The sequence below is a fragment of the Halomonas sp. H33-56 genome (assembly GCF_040147035.1).
Lineage (GTDB): Bacteria > Pseudomonadota > Gammaproteobacteria > Pseudomonadales > Halomonadaceae > Halomonas > Halomonas litopenaei.
Genome location: NZ_JAMSHP010000001.1, coordinates 767,740 through 784,063, shown reverse-complemented (window position 1 = coordinate 784,063; position 16,324 = coordinate 767,740). Strand labels below are relative to the sequence as shown.

13 protein-coding genes and 5 tRNA genes are annotated in these 16,324 nt (G+C 64.2%); 9 read left to right on the top strand and 9 right to left on the bottom strand.

All coding sequences use genetic code 11. The features are described 5' to 3' along the window. Positions 1–63: 63 nt before the first annotated feature. The 9 genes from NFH98_RS03575 to NFH98_RS03535 all read right to left on the bottom strand — a co-directional run bounded on the left by NFH98_RS03575 (position 64) and on the right by NFH98_RS03535 (position 7,489). On the bottom strand, positions 64–1,350 hold the full coding sequence (locus tag NFH98_RS03575) for a YeaH/YhbH family protein (RefSeq protein ID WP_045992146.1): 1,287 nt from the start codon (positions 1,348–1,350) through the stop codon (positions 64–66). Positions 1,351–1,413: 63 nt separating this feature from the next. Then, the gene (locus NFH98_RS03570) at positions 1,414–3,336 is read right to left on the bottom strand and encodes a PrkA family serine protein kinase (protein ID WP_108131323.1); all 1,923 of its coding nucleotides are present in this window, start codon (positions 3,334–3,336) and stop codon (positions 1,414–1,416) included. 337 nt (positions 3,337–3,673) lie between these two features. Then, on the bottom strand, positions 3,674–5,686 hold the full coding sequence (locus tag NFH98_RS03565; protein WP_287163144.1) for an NADPH-dependent 2,4-dienoyl-CoA reductase: 2,013 nt from the start codon (positions 5,684–5,686) through the stop codon (positions 3,674–3,676). A 394-nt stretch (positions 5,687–6,080) separates the two neighbouring features. Then, positions 6,081–6,157 (bottom strand) — tRNA-Asp (locus NFH98_RS03560). Positions 6,158–6,160: 3 nt separating this feature from the next. After that, positions 6,161–6,237 (bottom strand) — tRNA-Val (locus tag NFH98_RS03555). Positions 6,238–6,300: 63 nt separating this feature from the next. Beyond that, positions 6,301–6,377, bottom strand: a tRNA-Asp gene (locus NFH98_RS03550). Between the two features lie 29 nt (positions 6,378–6,406). After that, positions 6,407–6,483, bottom strand: a tRNA-Asp gene (locus NFH98_RS03545). 40 nt (positions 6,484–6,523) lie between these two features. Next, positions 6,524–6,599: transfer RNA gene (locus tag NFH98_RS03540), tRNA-Val, on the bottom strand. Between the two features lie 179 nt (positions 6,600–6,778). Further along, entirely contained in the window at positions 6,779–7,489 is a 711-nt protein-coding gene (locus NFH98_RS03535) for an alpha/beta family hydrolase (protein WP_124802784.1), read from the bottom strand. Positions 7,490–7,654: 165 nt separating this feature from the next. Here NFH98_RS03535 and ccoN point away from each other — a divergent pair, with 165 nt between their 5' ends. From ccoN to NFH98_RS03490, 9 genes are all read left to right on the top strand, one after another. Next, positions 7,655–9,079 carry a cytochrome-c oxidase, cbb3-type subunit I gene (gene ccoN, locus NFH98_RS03530; protein WP_045992149.1) on the top strand — a complete coding sequence of 475 codons (1,425 nt, stop codon included), beginning with the start codon at positions 7,655–7,657 and terminating at the stop codon, positions 9,077–9,079. Between the two features lie 23 nt (positions 9,080–9,102). Further along, the gene (gene ccoO, locus NFH98_RS03525; protein WP_287163145.1) at positions 9,103–9,720 is read left to right on the top strand and encodes a cytochrome-c oxidase, cbb3-type subunit II; all 618 of its coding nucleotides are present in this window, start codon (positions 9,103–9,105) and stop codon (positions 9,718–9,720) included. A 2-nt stretch (positions 9,721–9,722) separates the two neighbouring features. Then, the gene (locus tag NFH98_RS03520) at positions 9,723–9,935 is read left to right on the top strand and encodes a CcoQ/FixQ family Cbb3-type cytochrome c oxidase assembly chaperone (RefSeq protein WP_045992151.1); all 213 of its coding nucleotides are present in this window, start codon (positions 9,723–9,725) and stop codon (positions 9,933–9,935) included. Beyond that, positions 9,932–10,876 carry a cytochrome-c oxidase, cbb3-type subunit III gene (gene ccoP, locus NFH98_RS03515; RefSeq protein WP_287163147.1) on the top strand — a complete coding sequence of 315 codons (945 nt, stop codon included), beginning with the start codon at positions 9,932–9,934 and terminating at the stop codon, positions 10,874–10,876. Before NFH98_RS03520 ends, ccoP begins: the two co-directional genes overlap by 4 nt. A 116-nt stretch (positions 10,877–10,992) precedes the next feature. Beyond that, positions 10,993–12,411 (top strand): cytochrome c oxidase accessory protein CcoG, encoded by a 1,419-nt coding sequence (ccoG, locus tag NFH98_RS03510; RefSeq protein WP_287163150.1) that lies wholly within the window; start codon positions 10,993–10,995, stop codon positions 12,409–12,411. Further along, a complete protein-coding gene (locus tag NFH98_RS03505; RefSeq protein ID WP_045992153.1) occupies positions 12,411–12,932 on the top strand; it encodes a FixH family protein in 522 nt (173 codons plus the stop codon). Before ccoG ends, NFH98_RS03505 begins: the two co-directional genes overlap by 1 nt. Continuing rightward, positions 12,932–15,406 carry a heavy metal translocating P-type ATPase gene (locus NFH98_RS03500; protein ID WP_349622233.1) on the top strand — a complete coding sequence of 825 codons (2,475 nt, stop codon included), beginning with the start codon at positions 12,932–12,934 and terminating at the stop codon, positions 15,404–15,406. Before NFH98_RS03505 ends, NFH98_RS03500 begins: the two co-directional genes overlap by 1 nt. Then, positions 15,403–15,633 (top strand): cbb3-type cytochrome oxidase assembly protein CcoS, encoded by a 231-nt coding sequence (ccoS, locus tag NFH98_RS03495; RefSeq protein ID WP_253029124.1) that lies wholly within the window; start codon positions 15,403–15,405, stop codon positions 15,631–15,633. Before NFH98_RS03500 ends, ccoS begins: the two co-directional genes overlap by 4 nt. Beyond that, positions 15,630–16,316, top strand: a complete 687-nt coding sequence (locus tag NFH98_RS03490; RefSeq protein ID WP_253029125.1) for a sulfite exporter TauE/SafE family protein — start codon at positions 15,630–15,632, stop codon at positions 16,314–16,316. Before ccoS ends, NFH98_RS03490 begins: the two co-directional genes overlap by 4 nt. Positions 16,317–16,324 lie beyond the last annotated feature (8 nt).

Genomic DNA, 16,324 nt, shown 5'->3' with positions numbered 1-16,324 from the left:
GAGTTGCGTAGCGCTTGTTCAGGGGCCGCAAGGCCCCGGCCTGCTGTCGAATCGACCGAGGGGTCAACTCTCGGCGCGACGCTTGAACAAGGCACGGAACACCGGATAGATATCCCCCGGCTCGACGATCTGACGCATGGCGAAACGGTCAGGATAGGCCGCCTCCACCCGCTCGTACTCTTCCCACAGGGCCTGGTGGGCGTGGGGCGTGATCTCCACGTAGGTGAAGTACTGCAGGCGCCCCATCAGTGACTTGGTCAGGAGCTCGCGACAGTTCACCGAATCATCGTCCCAGTTGTCGCCATCCGAGGCCTGGGCCACGTACAGATTCCACTGACCCGGCGGGTAGCGCTTGTCGATGATCTCGTCGACCAGGGTCAAGGCGCTGGAGACGATGGTGCCGCCGGTCTCCCTGGAGTAGAAGAACTCCTCCTCGTCGACCTCCTTGGCGGCGGTATGATGCCTGACAAAGACCAGCTCGACCCGCTCGTAGCTGCGCTCGAGAAACAGGTACAGCAGCAGGAAGAAGCGCTTGGCGATGTCCTTGTGGGCCTGGGTCATCGACCCGGAGACGTCCATCACGCAGAACATCACCGCCTTGCTCGATGGCTGGGGCTGGTTGATCAGGTGGTTGTAGCGAAGATCGTAGGTGTCGATGAAGGGCACCGCCTCCAGGCGCCGCTCCAGGCGCTCGATCTCGTCCTTGAGCTCCTGTATGCGAGCGGGGTTTCGGAGCACCGGATCCTTGCGTTCCTCGACCTCCAGTGCCTCCTGAGCCTCGCGCAGGGCCCGACGAATGGGCGCCCGCATGGCGATACGTCGGGCCTGGGCCTCGCGCATGGAGCGCACGATGTTGATCCTCGCCGGCACCCCGTCCCGGGACACCCCGGCGCGCACCGGCCGCACCTCCTCGACGTCGACCAGCGGCTTGCGCTCCAGGTGGGGCAACTCCAGGCCGTCGAAGACAAACTCGAGAAATTCCTCCCGCGTCAGGGTGAAGGCGAACTCGTCCATGCCCTCACCCTGATTGGAAGCGCCGCCTTCGCCGCTGCCATCGCCACCACCGCCGCCACCGTCCGGACGGCGCAGGCGATCCCCTTCCTGAAATTCGCGATTGCCCGGCGCGACGATGGAGCGACGCCCCCCGCTGCCGTGCTGGAATACCGGCTCGGAGATATCACGGCTCGGGATCGAGACCTTCTCGCCGCGCTCCATGTCGGTGATGGAACGGCGATTCACCGCCTCCTCCACGGAGCGCTTGATATGGGTCCGATAACGGTCAAGAAAGCGCTGGCGGTTGACCGCGCTCTTGTTCTTGGCGTTGGCTCGGCGATCGATGAAGTAGGTCATGGGACCTCCTGGGCGCAGTCGACAAGGGTGGCAGGCACCGGGACGCTCCCGGTGCCTTCACGGCTACTGCGACTTGCGCACCCTCAGGTACCACTCCGACAGCAGGCGCACCTGCTTCTCGGTGTAGCCTCGATCCTTCATCCGCGCCACGAAGTCCTCGTGTTTCTTGATGTCGGCAGAGGATGCCTTGGCGTTGAAGGAAATCACCGGCAGCAGCTCCTCGGTGTTGGCGAACATCTTGTGCTCGATCACACCACGCAGCTTCTCGTAGGACTGCCAGCCCGGATTCATGCCGTTGTTCTGGGCACGCGCCCTGAGCACGAAGTTGACCACCTCGTGGCGGAAGTCCTTGGGATTGGAGATGCCCGCCGGCTTCTCGATCTTTTCCAGCTCGTCATTGAGCGACTGGCGATCGAACAGCTCGCCGGTCTCGGGATCCCGGTACTCCTGATCCTGGATCCAGAAGTCGGCGTAGGTGACGTAGCGGTCGAAGATGTTCTGACCGTACTCGGAGTAGGACTCCAGGTAGGCGGTCTGGATCTCCTTGCCGATGAAGTCGACGTAGCGCGGCGCCAGGTACTCCTTGATGTAGCGCAGGTAACGCTCGAAGGTCTCCTTGGGCAATTGCTCCTGCTCCAGACGCTGCTCCAGCACGTACAGCAGGTGCACCGGGTTGGCCGCCACCTCATGGTTGTCGAAGTTGAATACCTTCGACAGGATCTTGAAGGCGAAGCGTGTGGACAGCCCGTCCATGCCCTCGTCCACCCCGGCGCTGTCGCGATACTCCTGGATCGACTTGGCCTTGGGATCGGTGTCCTTCAGGTTCTCGCCGTCATAGACCCGCATCTTGGAGTAGACGCTTGAGTTCTCCGGCTCCTTGAGCCGCGACAGCACCGAGAACTGGGCCAGCATGCGCAGGGTATCCGGCGCGCAGGGAGCCTGGTTGAGCGAGGAGTGCTCGAGCAGCTTCTTGTAGATGTTGATCTCTTCGGAGACCCGCAGGCAGTAAGGCACCTTGACGATGTAGACCCGGTCGAGGAAGGCCTCGTTGTTGCGATTGTTGCGGAACGCCTGCCACTCGCTCTCGTTGGAGTGGGCCAGCACAACGCCATCGAAGGGTATCGCGCCCATGCCCTCGGTGGGGTTGTAGTTGCCTTCCTGGGTGGCGGTCAGCAGCGGATGCAGCACCTTGATCGGCGCCTTGAACATCTCGACGAACTCCATCAGACCCTGGTTGGCCCGACACAGGCCACCGGAGAAGCTGTAGGCGTCCGGGTCATCCTGGGAATAAAGCTCGAGCTGGCGGATGTCCACCTTGCCCACCAGCGAGGAGATGTCCTGGTTGTTCTCGTCGCCAGGCTCGGTCTTGGAGATGGCGATCTGATTGAGACGTGAGGGATACAGCCGCACCACCCGGAACTGGGAGATGTCACCACCGGACTCCTTGAGTCGCTTGGCTGCCCAGGGCGACATCACGCTGCGCAGGTGGCGACCGGGAATGCCGTACTCCTTCTCGAGCAGCTCGCCGTCTTCTTCGGGCGAGAACAGGCCAAGCGGGGACTCGTGCACCGGAGAACCCTTGATGGCGTAGAACGGCACTTTTTCCATCAACAGCTTGAGCCGCTCGGCCAACGACGACTTGCCGCCCCCCACCGGCCCCAGCAGGTAGAGAATCTGCTTTTTCTCTTCCAGGCCCTGAGCGGCGTGGCGGAAGTAGGCCACGATCTGCTCGATGGCCTCCTCCATGCCATGGAATTCACTGAACGCCGGGTAGCGGCGTATCACCTTGTTGGAAAAGATCCGCGCCAGCCTCGGGTCCTTGGCGGTGTCGATCACCTCCGGTTCACCGATGGCCTCCAGCATGCGCTCTGGCGCACTGGCGTAGACGGAAGGGTCTTGACGGCAGAGTTCCAGATATTCCTGCAGGGACATTTCTTCCTGCTGGACGCGAGCGAAGCGGTTCTGCACATGGTCGAAGATGCTCATCGATGCCTCCTGTGATGCCCGGGACTCGATCTGGACGACGTCACCCACCCTTGCCTGCCATCGCCCTTGTCGAGGGGGTACTCTCAGCGTAGAACAGCATTAGCCAATGACGATGCTCGGATCTTCAACGCTGAACGTCCTTACCTATAAGAACTCATGCCAGCAGAAGCGTTTCATTGTCCAGACGTAATTCGACCTAAGAGGGTCAAGAGGCACCAAAGCCGAGGTAGCCGACGGCCGGGAAGCCAGCGCCGGACGCCACCTGCCCGGTCCTCATGAGGCACGACAGCGCACCTCCTGAGGATTACCGAATCTGCATATTTTATTGTCGACAATCCTACAGTGACGCCGCCAGACGCACGCCCTGATCGATGGCGCGCTTGGCGTCCAGCTCCGCTGCCTTGTCCGCCCCACCGATGATCGACACCCGAACGCCGGCGGCCTCAAGTGGCGCTACCAGCTCACGCACCGACTCCTGCCCGGCACACACCACCACACTGTCCACGGCCAGGGTGCGCTCCTCGCCGTCAACGCTCAGATGCAGGCCCTGGTCGTCGATACGCTGATACTCGCAGCCGGGTATCGCCTGGACTCCCCGATGGCGCAGCGAGGCCCGATGCACCCAGCCAGAGGTAGTGCCGAGCCCCTTGCCGGGCTTGGAGCTCTTGCGCTGCAGCAGAAAGACCTCCCGCGGTGACTCGGGACGCTGTGCGGGCTTGAGCCCTCCCGGCGCGCTCACGGAGAGATCCACGCCCCACTCGTCACACCACTCGGCCAGGGGGTCGTCACCCGGGGCGACGTGGGTCAGTAACTCCGCCACGTCAAAGCCGATACCGCCGGCGCCGATGATGGCGACCCGCCGCCCGACCCGCCCGGGTGACTCGATTGCCTCTGCGTAGCTCAGCACACTGGCATGATCGGCACCGGGCAACTGAAGCTGGCGGGGACGGACGCCGGTGGCCAGCACCACATGATCAAAGCCCTCAAGATCAGCCACCGTTGCTTCACAGGACAGCCTGACGTCGACACCGGTCTTGTCGAGCATGACCCGGAAGTAGCGCAGCGTCTCGTCGAACTCCTCCTTGCCAGGTATCCGACGGGCAAAGTTGAACTGCCCCCCCAGACTGGCCTGGCGCTCGAACAGGGTGACCCTGTGGCCCCGCTCGGCGGCACTGACGGCGGTAGCGAGTCCAGCAGGACCGCCCCCTACCACCGCCACCGTCTGCGGCGTGGCGGCCGGCTCCAGCGACAGCTCGGTCTCGTGACAGGCGCGAGGGTTGACCAGGCACGAGGTCAGCTTGCCCTGGAAGGTGTGGTCGAGGCAGGCCTGGTTGCAGGCGATGCAGGTGTTGATCTCGTCTGCCCTGTCGCCGCGAGCCTTGGCCACCCAGGCGGGGTCGGCCAGCAGAGGCCGAGCCATGGAGACCATGTCGGCGTGGCCCTCGGCGAGCACCCGCTCGGCCACCTCGGGCATGTTGATGCGGTTGGTGGTGATCAGCGGAATTGTCACCGCCTGGCGCATGCGCCGGGACACCTCGGTAAAGGCCGCCCGCGGCACACTGGTGACGATGGTCGGCACCCTGGCCTCGTGCCAGCCGATGCCGGTGTTGATGACGTCGGCACCGGCGGCTTCCACCGCCCGCCCCAGGGCGATGACCTCGTCATGGGTGCTGCCGTCCTCCACCAGGTCGATCATCGACAGCCGGTAGATCAGCAGAAAGCGATCCCCCACCGCCGCGCGTACCCGGCGCAAAATCTCCAGCGCAAAGCGACAGCGATTGTCGAAGTCGCCGCCCCAGCGATCCTGGCGCTGATTGGTGCGCCGACAGATGAACTGGTTGATCAGGTAGCCCTCGGACCCCATGATCTCGACGCCATCGTAGCCGGCCTGCTGGGCCAGGCGCGCGCAGCGCACGTAGTCGTCGATCTGCCGCTCCACATCCTCGTCAGTAAGCTCACGCGGCACGAAGGGATTGATCGGCGCCTGGATCGCCGACGGCGCCACCAGCTCCGGCGAATAGGCGTAGCGCCCAGCGTGCAGGATCTGCATGCAGATGCGTCCGCCCTCGGCGTGCACCGCCTCGACGACCTGACGGTGTCCCTCGAGCTGGTCCTCGCTGGTCAACTGCGAGGCCCCCTGGAAGACGGCGCCTTCGGCGTTGGGGGCGATGCCGCCGGTCACAATCAGCGCCACTCCCTCGCGGGCGCGCTCGGCGTAGAAGGCGGCCAGACGCTCGAAGCCGCGCGGTGCTTCTTCCAGGTTGGTATGCATGGAGCCCATCAGCACACGATTGGGCAGGCTCAGATGGCCCAGGCGCAAGGGAGTGAAGAGCTGGGGATAGGCGGTCACGGGGCGGTCCTTCGCAGCACAGGCTGCGCGTTGTTGTTGGCGGTGTCGGATGGCGCGCTCACACAATTGGCGCCACTCATCGACCAATTTCAAACAACTGTATGATAGCAGTCCACCCTCTGCCACCCCCCTCGATGAAAATGCGCGCAAAACGCATCGTCGGGCAAAGGTTTCTTTCTGGCCAGCTCCGGGGATAGCTCTTGAAAGAGCTCCTAAAATAGCCCCTGGAATCGCCCTCCTGGAACAGCTCTCTGGATAGCCCTCCAGTCAACCCTCGTCCACCACCGCTGACCTGACGCACACGAAAAAGGCCCCGCTGCGAAGCAGCGGGGCCTTCCGAAATAAGCGCCGGTAACAGGACCGGACTTTTCCAGCGAACTGGATCGAGTGAAACTGGCGGACCGGACGGGACTCGAACCCGCGACCTCCGGCGTGACAGGCCGGCATTCTAACCAACTGAACTACCGGTCCGCGTGGTGGGTGATACCGGATTCGAACCAGTGACCCCCAGCATGTGAGGCTGGTGCTCTAACCAACTGAGCTAATCACCCACGTTATTTCACACGGTGCGATGTCTCGAGTTTCCTGAAGACGTCGTCTTTGGCTTGTCATCGTGGCGGACCGGACGGGACTCGAACCCGCGACCTCCGGCGTGACAGGCCGGCATTCTAACCAACTGAACTACCGGTCCGCAATGATGACCAATTCGAGAAGAGACGCTGGCGGACCGGACGGGACTCGAACCCGCGACCTCCGGCGTGACAGGCCGGCATTCTAACCAACTGAACTACCGGTCCAGCGCTCTCTACTCTACGTGTCCATCCATCATTTTCATGATGGTGGGTGGTACAGGGTTCGAACCTGTGACCCCCAGCTTGTAAGGCTGGTGCTCTCCCAGCTGAGCTAACCACCCCTGGTCACGTGGCGCTGCATTCTACAGAACATCCGGGGGATGTCAACGCGCTCCACGCATCTTTCTCGTTTTTTTTGTCCCGACTTTTGCCCGTGCATTCATCGACTTGGGCCGAAAGCCAGACGGCGCAAGGGCTGGCGCCACAGCGCCGTGATATCCACCCTTGCAGAAAGAAGCGCTCACGACTTGCCCATGGCGTCCGCGGTAGCGCGCGCCGCCTTAGCCATCAGGTCCTGACGCGACAGTCCACTCAAGCGCCGCGGCGACCAGTCGTGGTCACCATCCTCGAGCCATTCAAGACGCGCATGCGCCGGCAACTCATAGCCCGCCACCTCGTCTCGAGTACCGAAAGGGTCCCGGGTACCCTGCAGCACCACCAGAGGGCAAGCCAGCGACGGCCAGTGATCCAGCCGCAGGCGCTCGGGCTTGCCCACGGGATGAAAGGGGTAGCCAGCCAGCACCAGCCCCGGTGCACCGTCCTCGGCGGCCAGCAGACTGGCCACCCGCCCGCCCATGGACTTGCCGCCGAGCCACAGCGCCCCTGGCACCATCTGCGACAAAACGTCACGCCAGAGGCGCATTTCCTCCACCAGCCGAGCCACCCTGGGCGGCGGCCGCCGACGCCCCGCCGCACGCATCTCGCGCAGATAGGCAAACTCGAATGACAGCGTCTGTACGCCGGCCCGGGCCAGCGCCGCGCGCCATTCAAGCAAAAAGGGTGAATCGTGTCCGGCACCGGCCCCATGCGCCAGCAACAACACGTCTCGGCAAGGTGGTCCCTCCAGGATCACCGGCGCCAGGTCGGGCACCTGCCACTCGCCACGGTGCCCGGCGGCGAGTGCCTGGCTGAATTCCTGAGTAAAAGCGTCGGGTAAAACGAGTTGTGACACGGCAAAGTTTCCAAAGTTCACTGCCACCAGAGGCTAAGTTCTTCTCACTGCCAGGCTGGGCTAGAATTCTGAGTGGTTGTTGATCTGCATCATTCTGAGGCAATTGCCGGGCAGGCACTATGGCCGGGGGATCGTCCCCTTTACGCGATCGATGGGAAACTGATCATGAGCACAGCATTTGAACATCCGACCTACAACTACAAGGTGGTCCGGCAGTTCGCGATCATGACGGTGGTGTGGGGCATCGTGGGCATGACCCTCGGTGTGATTCTCGCCGCCCAACTGGTCTGGCCGGAACTCAACCTTGGCTTGCCCTGGACAAGCTTCGGTCGGCTTCGCCCGCTGCATACCAATGCGGTCATCTTCGCCTTCGGCGGCTCCGCCCTGTTCGCGACGTCCTACTACGTCGTCCAGCGCACCTGCCAGGTGAGGCTGATCAGCGACAAGCTGGCCGCCTTTACCTTCTGGGGCTACCAGGCGGTCATCCTGTGCGCGGTCGTCACCCTGCCGCTGGGCCTCACCGAGGTCAAGGAATACGCCGAGCTGGAATGGCCCATCGACATTCTGCTCGCGGTGGTGTGGGTTACCTACGCAGCCGTCTTCCTCGGCACCATCAAGGTCCGCAAGACCTCCCACATCTACGTGGCCAACTGGTTCTTCGCCGCCTTCATCCTGACCGTTGCCGTACTGCACATCGTCAACAGCGCGGCCCTTCCGGTCACCGCCACCTACTCCATCTCCATCTACTCCGGCGCCATCGACGCCATGGTGCAGTGGTGGTACGGCCACAACGCGGTAGGCTTCTTCCTGACCGCCGGCTTCCTCGGCATGATGTATTACTTTGTGCCCAAGCAAGCCGAGCGCCCGGTCTACTCCTACCGCCTGTCCATCGTCCACTTCTGGGCGCTGATCATGGTCTACATGTGGGCCGGCCCCCACCACCTGCACTACACCGCCCTGCCGAACTGGGCGCAGTCGCTGGGCATGGTGATGTCGATCATTCTGCTGGCGCCCTCCTGGGGCGGCATGATCAACGGCATGATGACCCTCTCCGGGGCCTGGCATAAGCTGCGAACCGACCCGACCCTGCGCTTTCTCGTCGTCGCGTTGTCGTTCTACGGCATGTCGACCTTCGAAGGCCCGATGATGGCGGTGAAGACCGTCAACGCCCTGTCCCACTACACCGACTGGACCATCGGTCACGTCCACGCCGGCGCCCTCGGCTGGGTCGCGATGATCACCATCGGCTCGATGTACCACCTGATTCCACGCCTGTTCGGTCACACCGAGATGTACTCCGTCAAGCTGGTGGCGGTGCACTTCTGGCTGGCCACCATCGGCACCGTGCTGTACATCGCCGCGATGTGGGTCAACGGCATCCTGCAGGGCCTGATGTGGCGCGCCATCAACGAAGACGGCACCTTGATGTACACCTTCGTCGAGACCGTCGAGGCCAGCGGCCCCGGCTATATCGTGCGCCTGATCGGTGGCCTTTTCTGGGTGACCGGCATGCTGATCATGGCCGTCAACGTGGCCATGACCGTCAAGGGTTCCGCCAAGCGCGGCGCGCCCCTGCCCCAGACCGCCTGAGTCAACGAAGGACCGAGACTGACATGAAACACGAGATCATAGAAAAGAACATCGGTTTGATGGCGGTGCTGGTGCTGGTGGTAATCAGCTTCGGTGGCCTGGCCGAGATCGTACCGCTGTTCTTCCAGAAGCAGACCACGGAGCCGGTCGAGGGCCTCGAGCCGCTGTCCGCGCTGGAACTGGAAGGCCGGGACATCTATCGCCGCGAAGGCTGCGTCGGCTGTCATTCGCAGATGATTCGCCCCTTCCGTGCCGAGACCGAGCGCTATGGCCACTACAGTGTGGCCGGTGAATCCGTCTACGAGCACAACTTCCTGTGGGGGTCCAAGCGCACCGGCCCGGACCTGGCCCGCGTCGGCGGTCGCTACAGTGACGACTGGCATCGTGCCCACCTCTACAACCCGCGGGACGTGGTGCCGGAATCGGTGATGCCGGCCTACCCCTGGCTGTTCGAGAACACCCTGGACGGCGAGGACACCCCGGCCAAGATGCGCACCCTTCAGAAACTGGGCGTGCCTTACACCGACGAGCAGATCGCCAACGCCACCAGCGAGGTCCGCGGTGAGCGTGAAATCACCGCCCTGGTCGCCTACCTGCAGCAGCTTGGCACGGTGTTGCCCAGCTCGGCGAAGAGCCCGTAACCATGGATATCGGAACCTTTCGCGGCATCTTGACCGGCATCCTGCTGATCGCCTTCCTGGGCCTGGTGGCCTGGGCCTACTCGAGCCGCCGCAAGCGCGAGTTCGATCAGGCGGCGCAGCTGCCGTTCGCCGACGACGACGAACAACCGAATCGTGACCGCACGGCCGAGCGACAGGCCGATTCCCGAGAGGACAGGGGAGAGAAGAACACATGAATACGCTTTGGGGTGATGCCCTCTCAGGCTTCTGGAGTGCCTGGATCATCGTCATCACGCTCGGCACCATCGGCTTTGCGTTCTGGCTTCTGTGGGCCAACCGCAAGACCGACAAGCGCCCTGACGCCGACGGCACCGTCGAGACCACCGGCCACACCGCCGACGGTATCGACGAATACGACAACCCGCTGCCTCGCTGGTGGTTTCAGCTTTACGTTGCCACGGTGATCTTCTCCCTGGGCTATCTGGTGCTGTATCCGGGCCTCGGCAACTTCGCCGGTGTGCTGGGCTGGAGCCAGGAAGGTCAGTGGGAGGAAGAGGTCGCCCAGGCCGAAGAGCGCTTTGCACCGATCTTCGAGAAGTACCAGCAGGTACCCATCCCGGAACTCGCCCAGGACGGTGACGCCATGCAGGTGGCCGAGCGCATCTTCCTCAACAACTGCGCCATCTGCCACGGTTCCAACGCCAAGGGCGGCTACGGCTTCCCCAATCTGACCGACGACGACTGGCTCTACGGCGGCGAGCCCGAGCACATCGTCACCACCATCAACAACGGACGCAATGGCCTGATGCCGTCATGGCAGCAGCTCGGCGCGGACAATATCGAGAACCTGACCCAGCATGTGCTGTCGCTGTCCGGCCAGGCCGAGGACGCCGAACGTGCCGAAAAAGGCGGCGCCGTCTTCACCTCGGTATGTGCCGCCTGCCATATGCCTGACGGTACCGGCAACCAGGCGCTGGGCGCGCCCAATCTGACCGACGACAGCTGGCTGTACCAGGCACCGGGCCAGAGCCTGGCCGACTCCGTGCGTCAGACGCTGCGCAACGGCCGCAATGGCCATATGCCGGCGCAGGCCGCCTACATCGGCGAGGAGCGGGTCCACCTGGTCGCCGCCTATGTCTATGGTCTGAGCCAGAATCAAGACCAGAAGAGTCAGTAGTGACCCCAGCGGGATCGCTCCCGCGGCGAGTGCGGCGCTTGGCCGCACTCGCCACCCACCTACCCGTCAATCGCTAGACTGGGGCTTCGGCCCCATCGACGCGATGTGAGTCTGCCATGAGCGACAAGATCCCTGCCCACGACGTCACCGACCCTGCGGTGTCGCACCATTCCCCCGACAGCCAGAGCATGTACGAGAGCCGCCGGCACATCTACGTACGCGAGATCAAAGGCGTGTTCCAGCGTGTCCGTCGGGTCGCCAACTGGGCGCTGATGCTCGGTTTTCTGCTGCTGCCCTGGATTCCCTGGGGTGATCGACCGGCGGTCTGGTTTGATCTGCCGGGGCGCGAATTTCATATCTTCGCCGCCACCTTCTACCCCCAGGAATTCGTGCTGCTGTCCTGGCTTTTGATCATCTGCGCCTTCGGCCTGTTCTTCATCACCGTCTTTGCCGGTCGAGTATGGTGCGGCTACACCTGCCCCCAGAGCGTCTGGACCTTCCTGTTCATCTGGGTCGAGCACCGTATCGAGGGGCCGCGCAATCGTCGCATCAAGCTCGACAAACGCTCCTGGGACGCCGACAAGGCCTGGCGCAAGAGTGCCAAGCACGCCATCTGGCTGATCATCTCGGCGGCCACCGGCATCACCTTTGTCGGTTACTTCACCCCGATCGGTGGCCTAATGACGGACCTTGCCACCCTCTCGGCCAGCGGCTGGTCCTATTTCTGGGTCGGCTTCTTTATCGTCTTCACCTACCTGAACGCCGGTTGGCTGCGCGAGCAGGTCTGCCTGTACATGTGCCCCTACGCCCGCTTCCAGTCGGTGATGTTCGATCGCGACACCCTGATCGTGTCCTACGACTACCACCGCGGGGAGCCTCGCGGCCCGCGCAAGCGCAACGCCGACCCGGCAGAGCAGGGCCTTGGCCACTGCATCGACTGCGACCTCTGTGTTCAGGTCTGCCCGACCGGCATCGACATCCGCGACGGTCTGCAGTACCAGTGCATCACCTGCGCCGCCTGCATCGACGCCTGCGACAGCGTCATGGACAAGATGGGCTACCCCCGTGGCCTGGTGCGTTACACTACCGAGCACGCCCTCGACGGCAACAAGACCCACCTGTTGAGACCACGCCTGATCGGCTACCTGGTCGCCCTGGTGGTGATGATCGGCCTGTTCGTCTGGACCATCGCCGACCGCACACCGCTGGATGTGGATGTGGAGCGCGATCGCGCTCGGCTCTACCAGACACTGACCGATGGACGCATCGCCAACTCCTACGCCATGACCGTGCGTAACCTCGACAACCGCCCTCATCGCTACGTGATCGAGGTAGCCGGCATCGAGGGTCTCGAGAGCGACACCACCGCCATCGAGGTTCCCGCCAACCAGTCCCGCCAACTGGTGATGACCTTGAGCGTGAATCCTGATCAGATGGAACAACGCAGTGCCGATATCAGCGTTCGCGTCCTCGCCGAGGACGATCCGTCCGTGGCCATCGAACGTGAAAGCCGCTTTATAGGAGTTACCCCCTGATGTCCCTGTCCGATCCCCAGGTGCCGCCCTGGTACAAGCAGTTCTGGCCCTGGTTCCTGATCGCCCTGCTGCTGTCGTCGGTCACCTTCAGCATGGTCTACCTGGCCTTCTCGATCCGCTACTTCGACGGTTCGGTGCCGGACGATTACTACAAGGAAGGTCTGGCCATCAACGTCCAGCTCGAAAAGCAGCAACGTGCCGAGGCGCTGGGGCTGGCGGCCGAGCTGCGCATCGACGCCACCACCGGCGACGTGGTGGTAACGCTCGATGGCGACGAACGCCCAGAGCGGCTGGATCTGGCGCTGAAGTTCCCCACCGATGGCGCCCGCGACCGGGCACTGGTGCTGACCCACACCCGTGCAGGCCACTATGTCGGCACCCTCGACCGCAATCTGCGCTATCGCTGGTACCTTCAGCTGCAGCCCCACGCAGAAGGCGCGTCAGGACAGCCTGAATGGCGCCTGACCGGCGAGGCAGAGTTCCCGCGGGAGACCTCCGTGCGCCTGACACCGGGACTCTGATGGCGGCCTCGTGCTACCACTGTGGCGCCCCGGTGGAGGCCACAGCACCCTGGTCGATCACCCTGGATGGCCAGCGCCATCCGCTGTGCTGCCCGGGCTGCGAGGCGGTGGCCCAGGCCATCGTCGGCGGCGGCCTGGACAGCTACTATCGCTTTCGCACCGCCCTGCCGGAGCGCCCATCGCCGACACCCGCCGACGAGGCCCGCTATCAGGTATTCGACGATCCGGGCCTGCAGGATCGTTTCGTGCGTCAGGATGGCGACACCAAGGTAGCGACCCTGGCGGTGGATGGCATCACCTGCGCCGCCTGCGCCTGGCTGATCGAACACCGCCTGAATGCCCTCGACGGCCTGGAGAGCTGCGCTGTCAATCTTTCCCAGCATCGCCTTCAGGTGCGCTGGGATCCCGAACGCCTGTCGCTGTCGCGCCTGCTGGCCGAGATGGCCGCCATCGGCTATCCCTCCCAGCCCTACGAGCCGGACCAGGCTCAGCAGCGGCTCAAGCAACAGTCGCGCCAGATGATAAGACGCCTGATCGTGGCGGCCGTCGGCATGATGCAGGTGCTGATGTTTTCCATCCCGCACTACGTCGACGGCGGTGATCTCAGTAGCGAGTTCGAGCGTCTGTTTGCCTGGCTATCGCTGGCGCTGACCACTCCGGTGGTACTGTACTCGGCCCAACCCTTCTTCGTCGGCGCCCTGCGCGATCTGCGAACCCGCGTGCTGGGCATGGATGTGCCGGTGGCCCTGGCCATCGGTGGGGCCTTCGTCGCCAGCACCTGGTCGGTCGTGAGCGACTCCGGTGATCGCTACTTCGACTCGGTCAGCATGTTCACCTTCTTCCTGCTGTTCGGACGCTACCTGGAGTCTCGCGCCCGTACCCACTACGGCCGTAGCGGCAATGCCATGGCCAGCGCGCTGCCGAGTGCCGCGGTGCGCCTCGACGAGCATGGCGATGAACGCGTCATCCCCGCCAGTCGGCTGGTCCCGGGTGACCGGGTTCGGGTCAGCCCCGGCGCCCAGATCCCCGCGGACGGCAACCTGACCTCGGGCCTGGCCCAGATCGACGAGTCGCTGCTGACCGGCGAATCGCTGCCCTGCCTGCGTCGCCAGGGAGATACCGTGCACGCAGGTACCCTGTGCATGGACAGCCCGATCGAAGTGATGGTCACCCGCGTCGGCGACGACACCCGCGCCGCCGGCATTCTCGATCTCACCGACCGTGCCTTCGCCCATCGTCCACGTATCGCCCGCCTGGCCGAGCAGGTGGCCCATCGCTTCGTGTTGAACCTGCTGGTCATCACCGCCCTGGTGGCGCTGGTCTGGAGCCTGATCGATCCTAGCCGCAGCCTGTGGATCACCCTGTCGGTACTGGTGGTGACCTGCCCCTGCGCCCTGGCGCTGGCGACCCCCACAGCCCTGACCGTGGCCCACGGCCGGCTGAGACGTGCCGGGGTACTGGTGACCCGAGCCGATGCGCTGGAGACCCTGGCCTGCCTCGATCGCGTCGTCTTCGACAAGACCGGCACCCTGACCCGGGGTCGCATGCAACTCGCCGAACACCGGCCGCTGAGCGACGCCGAAGGAAGCGCCAACAATGGCGAGATGGACGCTGCCGCCAAGCGCCGTCATCTGGCCCTGGCGGCGGCACTGGAGACCGGCTCGGAGCACCCCATCGCCCGTGCCTTCGCTGCCTGGCGCGACGCCAGCTGCCAGGCCAGCGAACTGCGCAATCACCCGGGTCAGGGCGTGGAAGGCGTGATCGACGGCCGGCGCTGGCGACTGGGCCAGCCGCGTTTTGCCTGCCTGGGCCAACCCGCTACTGAGCTCCCTGGCGCAGGGCTTTGGCTGCTGCTGGCCTGCGAAGGCAAGCCCCAGGCCTGGTTCAAGCTCGACGATCAGCCCCGTGACGACGCCGCCGAGACCCTCGCCGCCCTCGCCCAGCGGGGGCTTGCCATCGAGATCCTGTCGGGCGACCGCGCCGTCAACGTTGGCCAGCTGGCCCGCACGCTGGGCGTCGATCAGTGGCGTGGCGAGGCCTCCCCCGAGGACAAGCTCGGGCACTTGAAGGCGCGGCAGGCGCAGGGCGAAAAGGTGGCCATGGTCGGTGATGGCATCAATGACGTGCCGGTACTGGCGGGCGCCGACCTTGCCCTCGCCATGGCCGGGGCCAGCGACCTCACCCGCACCCGCGCCGATCTGGTATTGCTGGGCGAACCGCTCACGGGTATCGTCGAAGCCATCGAGGTGGCCCGCCAGACCCGTCGCATCATTCGCCAGAATCTGTCCTGGTCGGTGCTCTACAATGTCGTGGCGCTGCCCGCAGCGGCTCTGGGCTTCGTGCCCCCATGGCTTGCCGCCATCGGCATGTCACTCAGCTCGTTGCTGGTCATCGGCAATGCCCTGCGTCTGCGGCGCGGACGCACCAGGCCGACCGCGACGCCTTCACCCGTCACCGCAAGCCCCGGCCCATGAGCATCCTTTACCTGTTGATACCCTTGTCGTTGATCCTGCTGGGCCTGGCGGTCTGGGCCTTCTTCTGGGCGGTGCGCAACGACCAGTTCGAGGACCTCGAAGGCCCCGCCTATCGCATCCTGTTCGAGGATGAGGACGACACTCGCGGTGCCGATGACGGCGCTTCCTCTTCCGAAACGCCTGCGCAGACATCCGAGCGTGATCCATCGTCCAGAGGGCCTGAGTGAACCCTACCGGCCTGGAACTGCCCCCCATGATGGCGGCCTTCGTGTTTGGCCTGCTCGGCGGTGCACACTGTATTGGCATGTGCGGCGGTATCATGAGCGCCCTGACCTTTGCCATCCCCCCCAGCATGCGTCAACCTTGGCGGGTGAGCACACTTGTGCTCGGCTACAATGTAGGTCGTATCACTAGCTACTGTGTGGCGGGCGCTCTGGTTGCCACCCTGGGTTCGGTGATCGGCCTTTCGCCGACCCTGCGTGGCCTGATGCAGATCGTCGCCAGCCTGATGTTGATCCTGATGGCGCTTTACATTGCCGATCTATGGAAAGGCCTGCGTCACGTCGAGGCACTGGGACGTCACCTCTGGAGGTACCTGGAACCCGCAGGCAGACGCCTGTTGCCGGTGGTGCGTCTGCCCCAGGCGGTGGCGCTGGGCGCCATCTGGGGCTGGCTGCCCTGTGGCCTGGTGTACTCGATGCTGGCCTGGAGCCTGGCACGGGCCGAGCCCCTCGAGGGCGCACTGCTAATGGCGAGCTTCGGTCTTGGCACGCTTCCGGCGCTGGTGGTGACGGGCCTCGCCGCCAGACAAATGCAGGCCCTGCTGGCGCATCGGGCAACACGCCTTGTCGCCGCTGGCATGATCATCGCCTTTGCCGTCTGGCAACTTTGGACTGGGCTGCATCAATGACGCATCCT

Excerpts from the sequence above, each read along its gene's own strand:
- NFH98_RS03570 (WP_108131323.1), bottom strand. The coding sequence starts at position 3,336 with ATGAGCATCTTCGACCATGTGCAGAACCGCTTCGCTCGCGTCCAGCAG.
- ccoO (WP_287163145.1), top strand. The coding sequence starts at position 9,103 with ATGAAACACGAGATCATAGAAAAGAACATCGGTTTGATGGCGGTGCTG.
- ccoN (WP_045992149.1), top strand. The coding sequence starts at position 7,655 with ATGAGCACAGCATTTGAACATCCGACCTACAACTACAAGGTGGTCCGG.
- ccoP (WP_287163147.1), top strand. The coding sequence starts at position 9,932 with ATGAATACGCTTTGGGGTGATGCCCTCTCAGGCTTCTGGAGTGCCTGG.
- NFH98_RS03575 (WP_045992146.1), bottom strand. The coding sequence starts at position 1,350 with ATGACCTACTTCATCGATCGCCGAGCCAACGCCAAGAACAAGAGCGCG.
- NFH98_RS03500 (WP_349622233.1), top strand. The coding sequence starts at position 12,932 with ATGGCGGCCTCGTGCTACCACTGTGGCGCCCCGGTGGAGGCCACAGCA.
- NFH98_RS03520 (WP_045992151.1), top strand. The coding sequence starts at position 9,723 with ATGGATATCGGAACCTTTCGCGGCATCTTGACCGGCATCCTGCTGATC.
- ccoG (WP_287163150.1), top strand. The coding sequence starts at position 10,993 with ATGAGCGACAAGATCCCTGCCCACGACGTCACCGACCCTGCGGTGTCG.
- NFH98_RS03505 (WP_045992153.1), top strand. The coding sequence starts at position 12,411 with ATGTCCCTGTCCGATCCCCAGGTGCCGCCCTGGTACAAGCAGTTCTGG.
- ccoS (WP_253029124.1), top strand. The coding sequence starts at position 15,403 with ATGAGCATCCTTTACCTGTTGATACCCTTGTCGTTGATCCTGCTGGGC.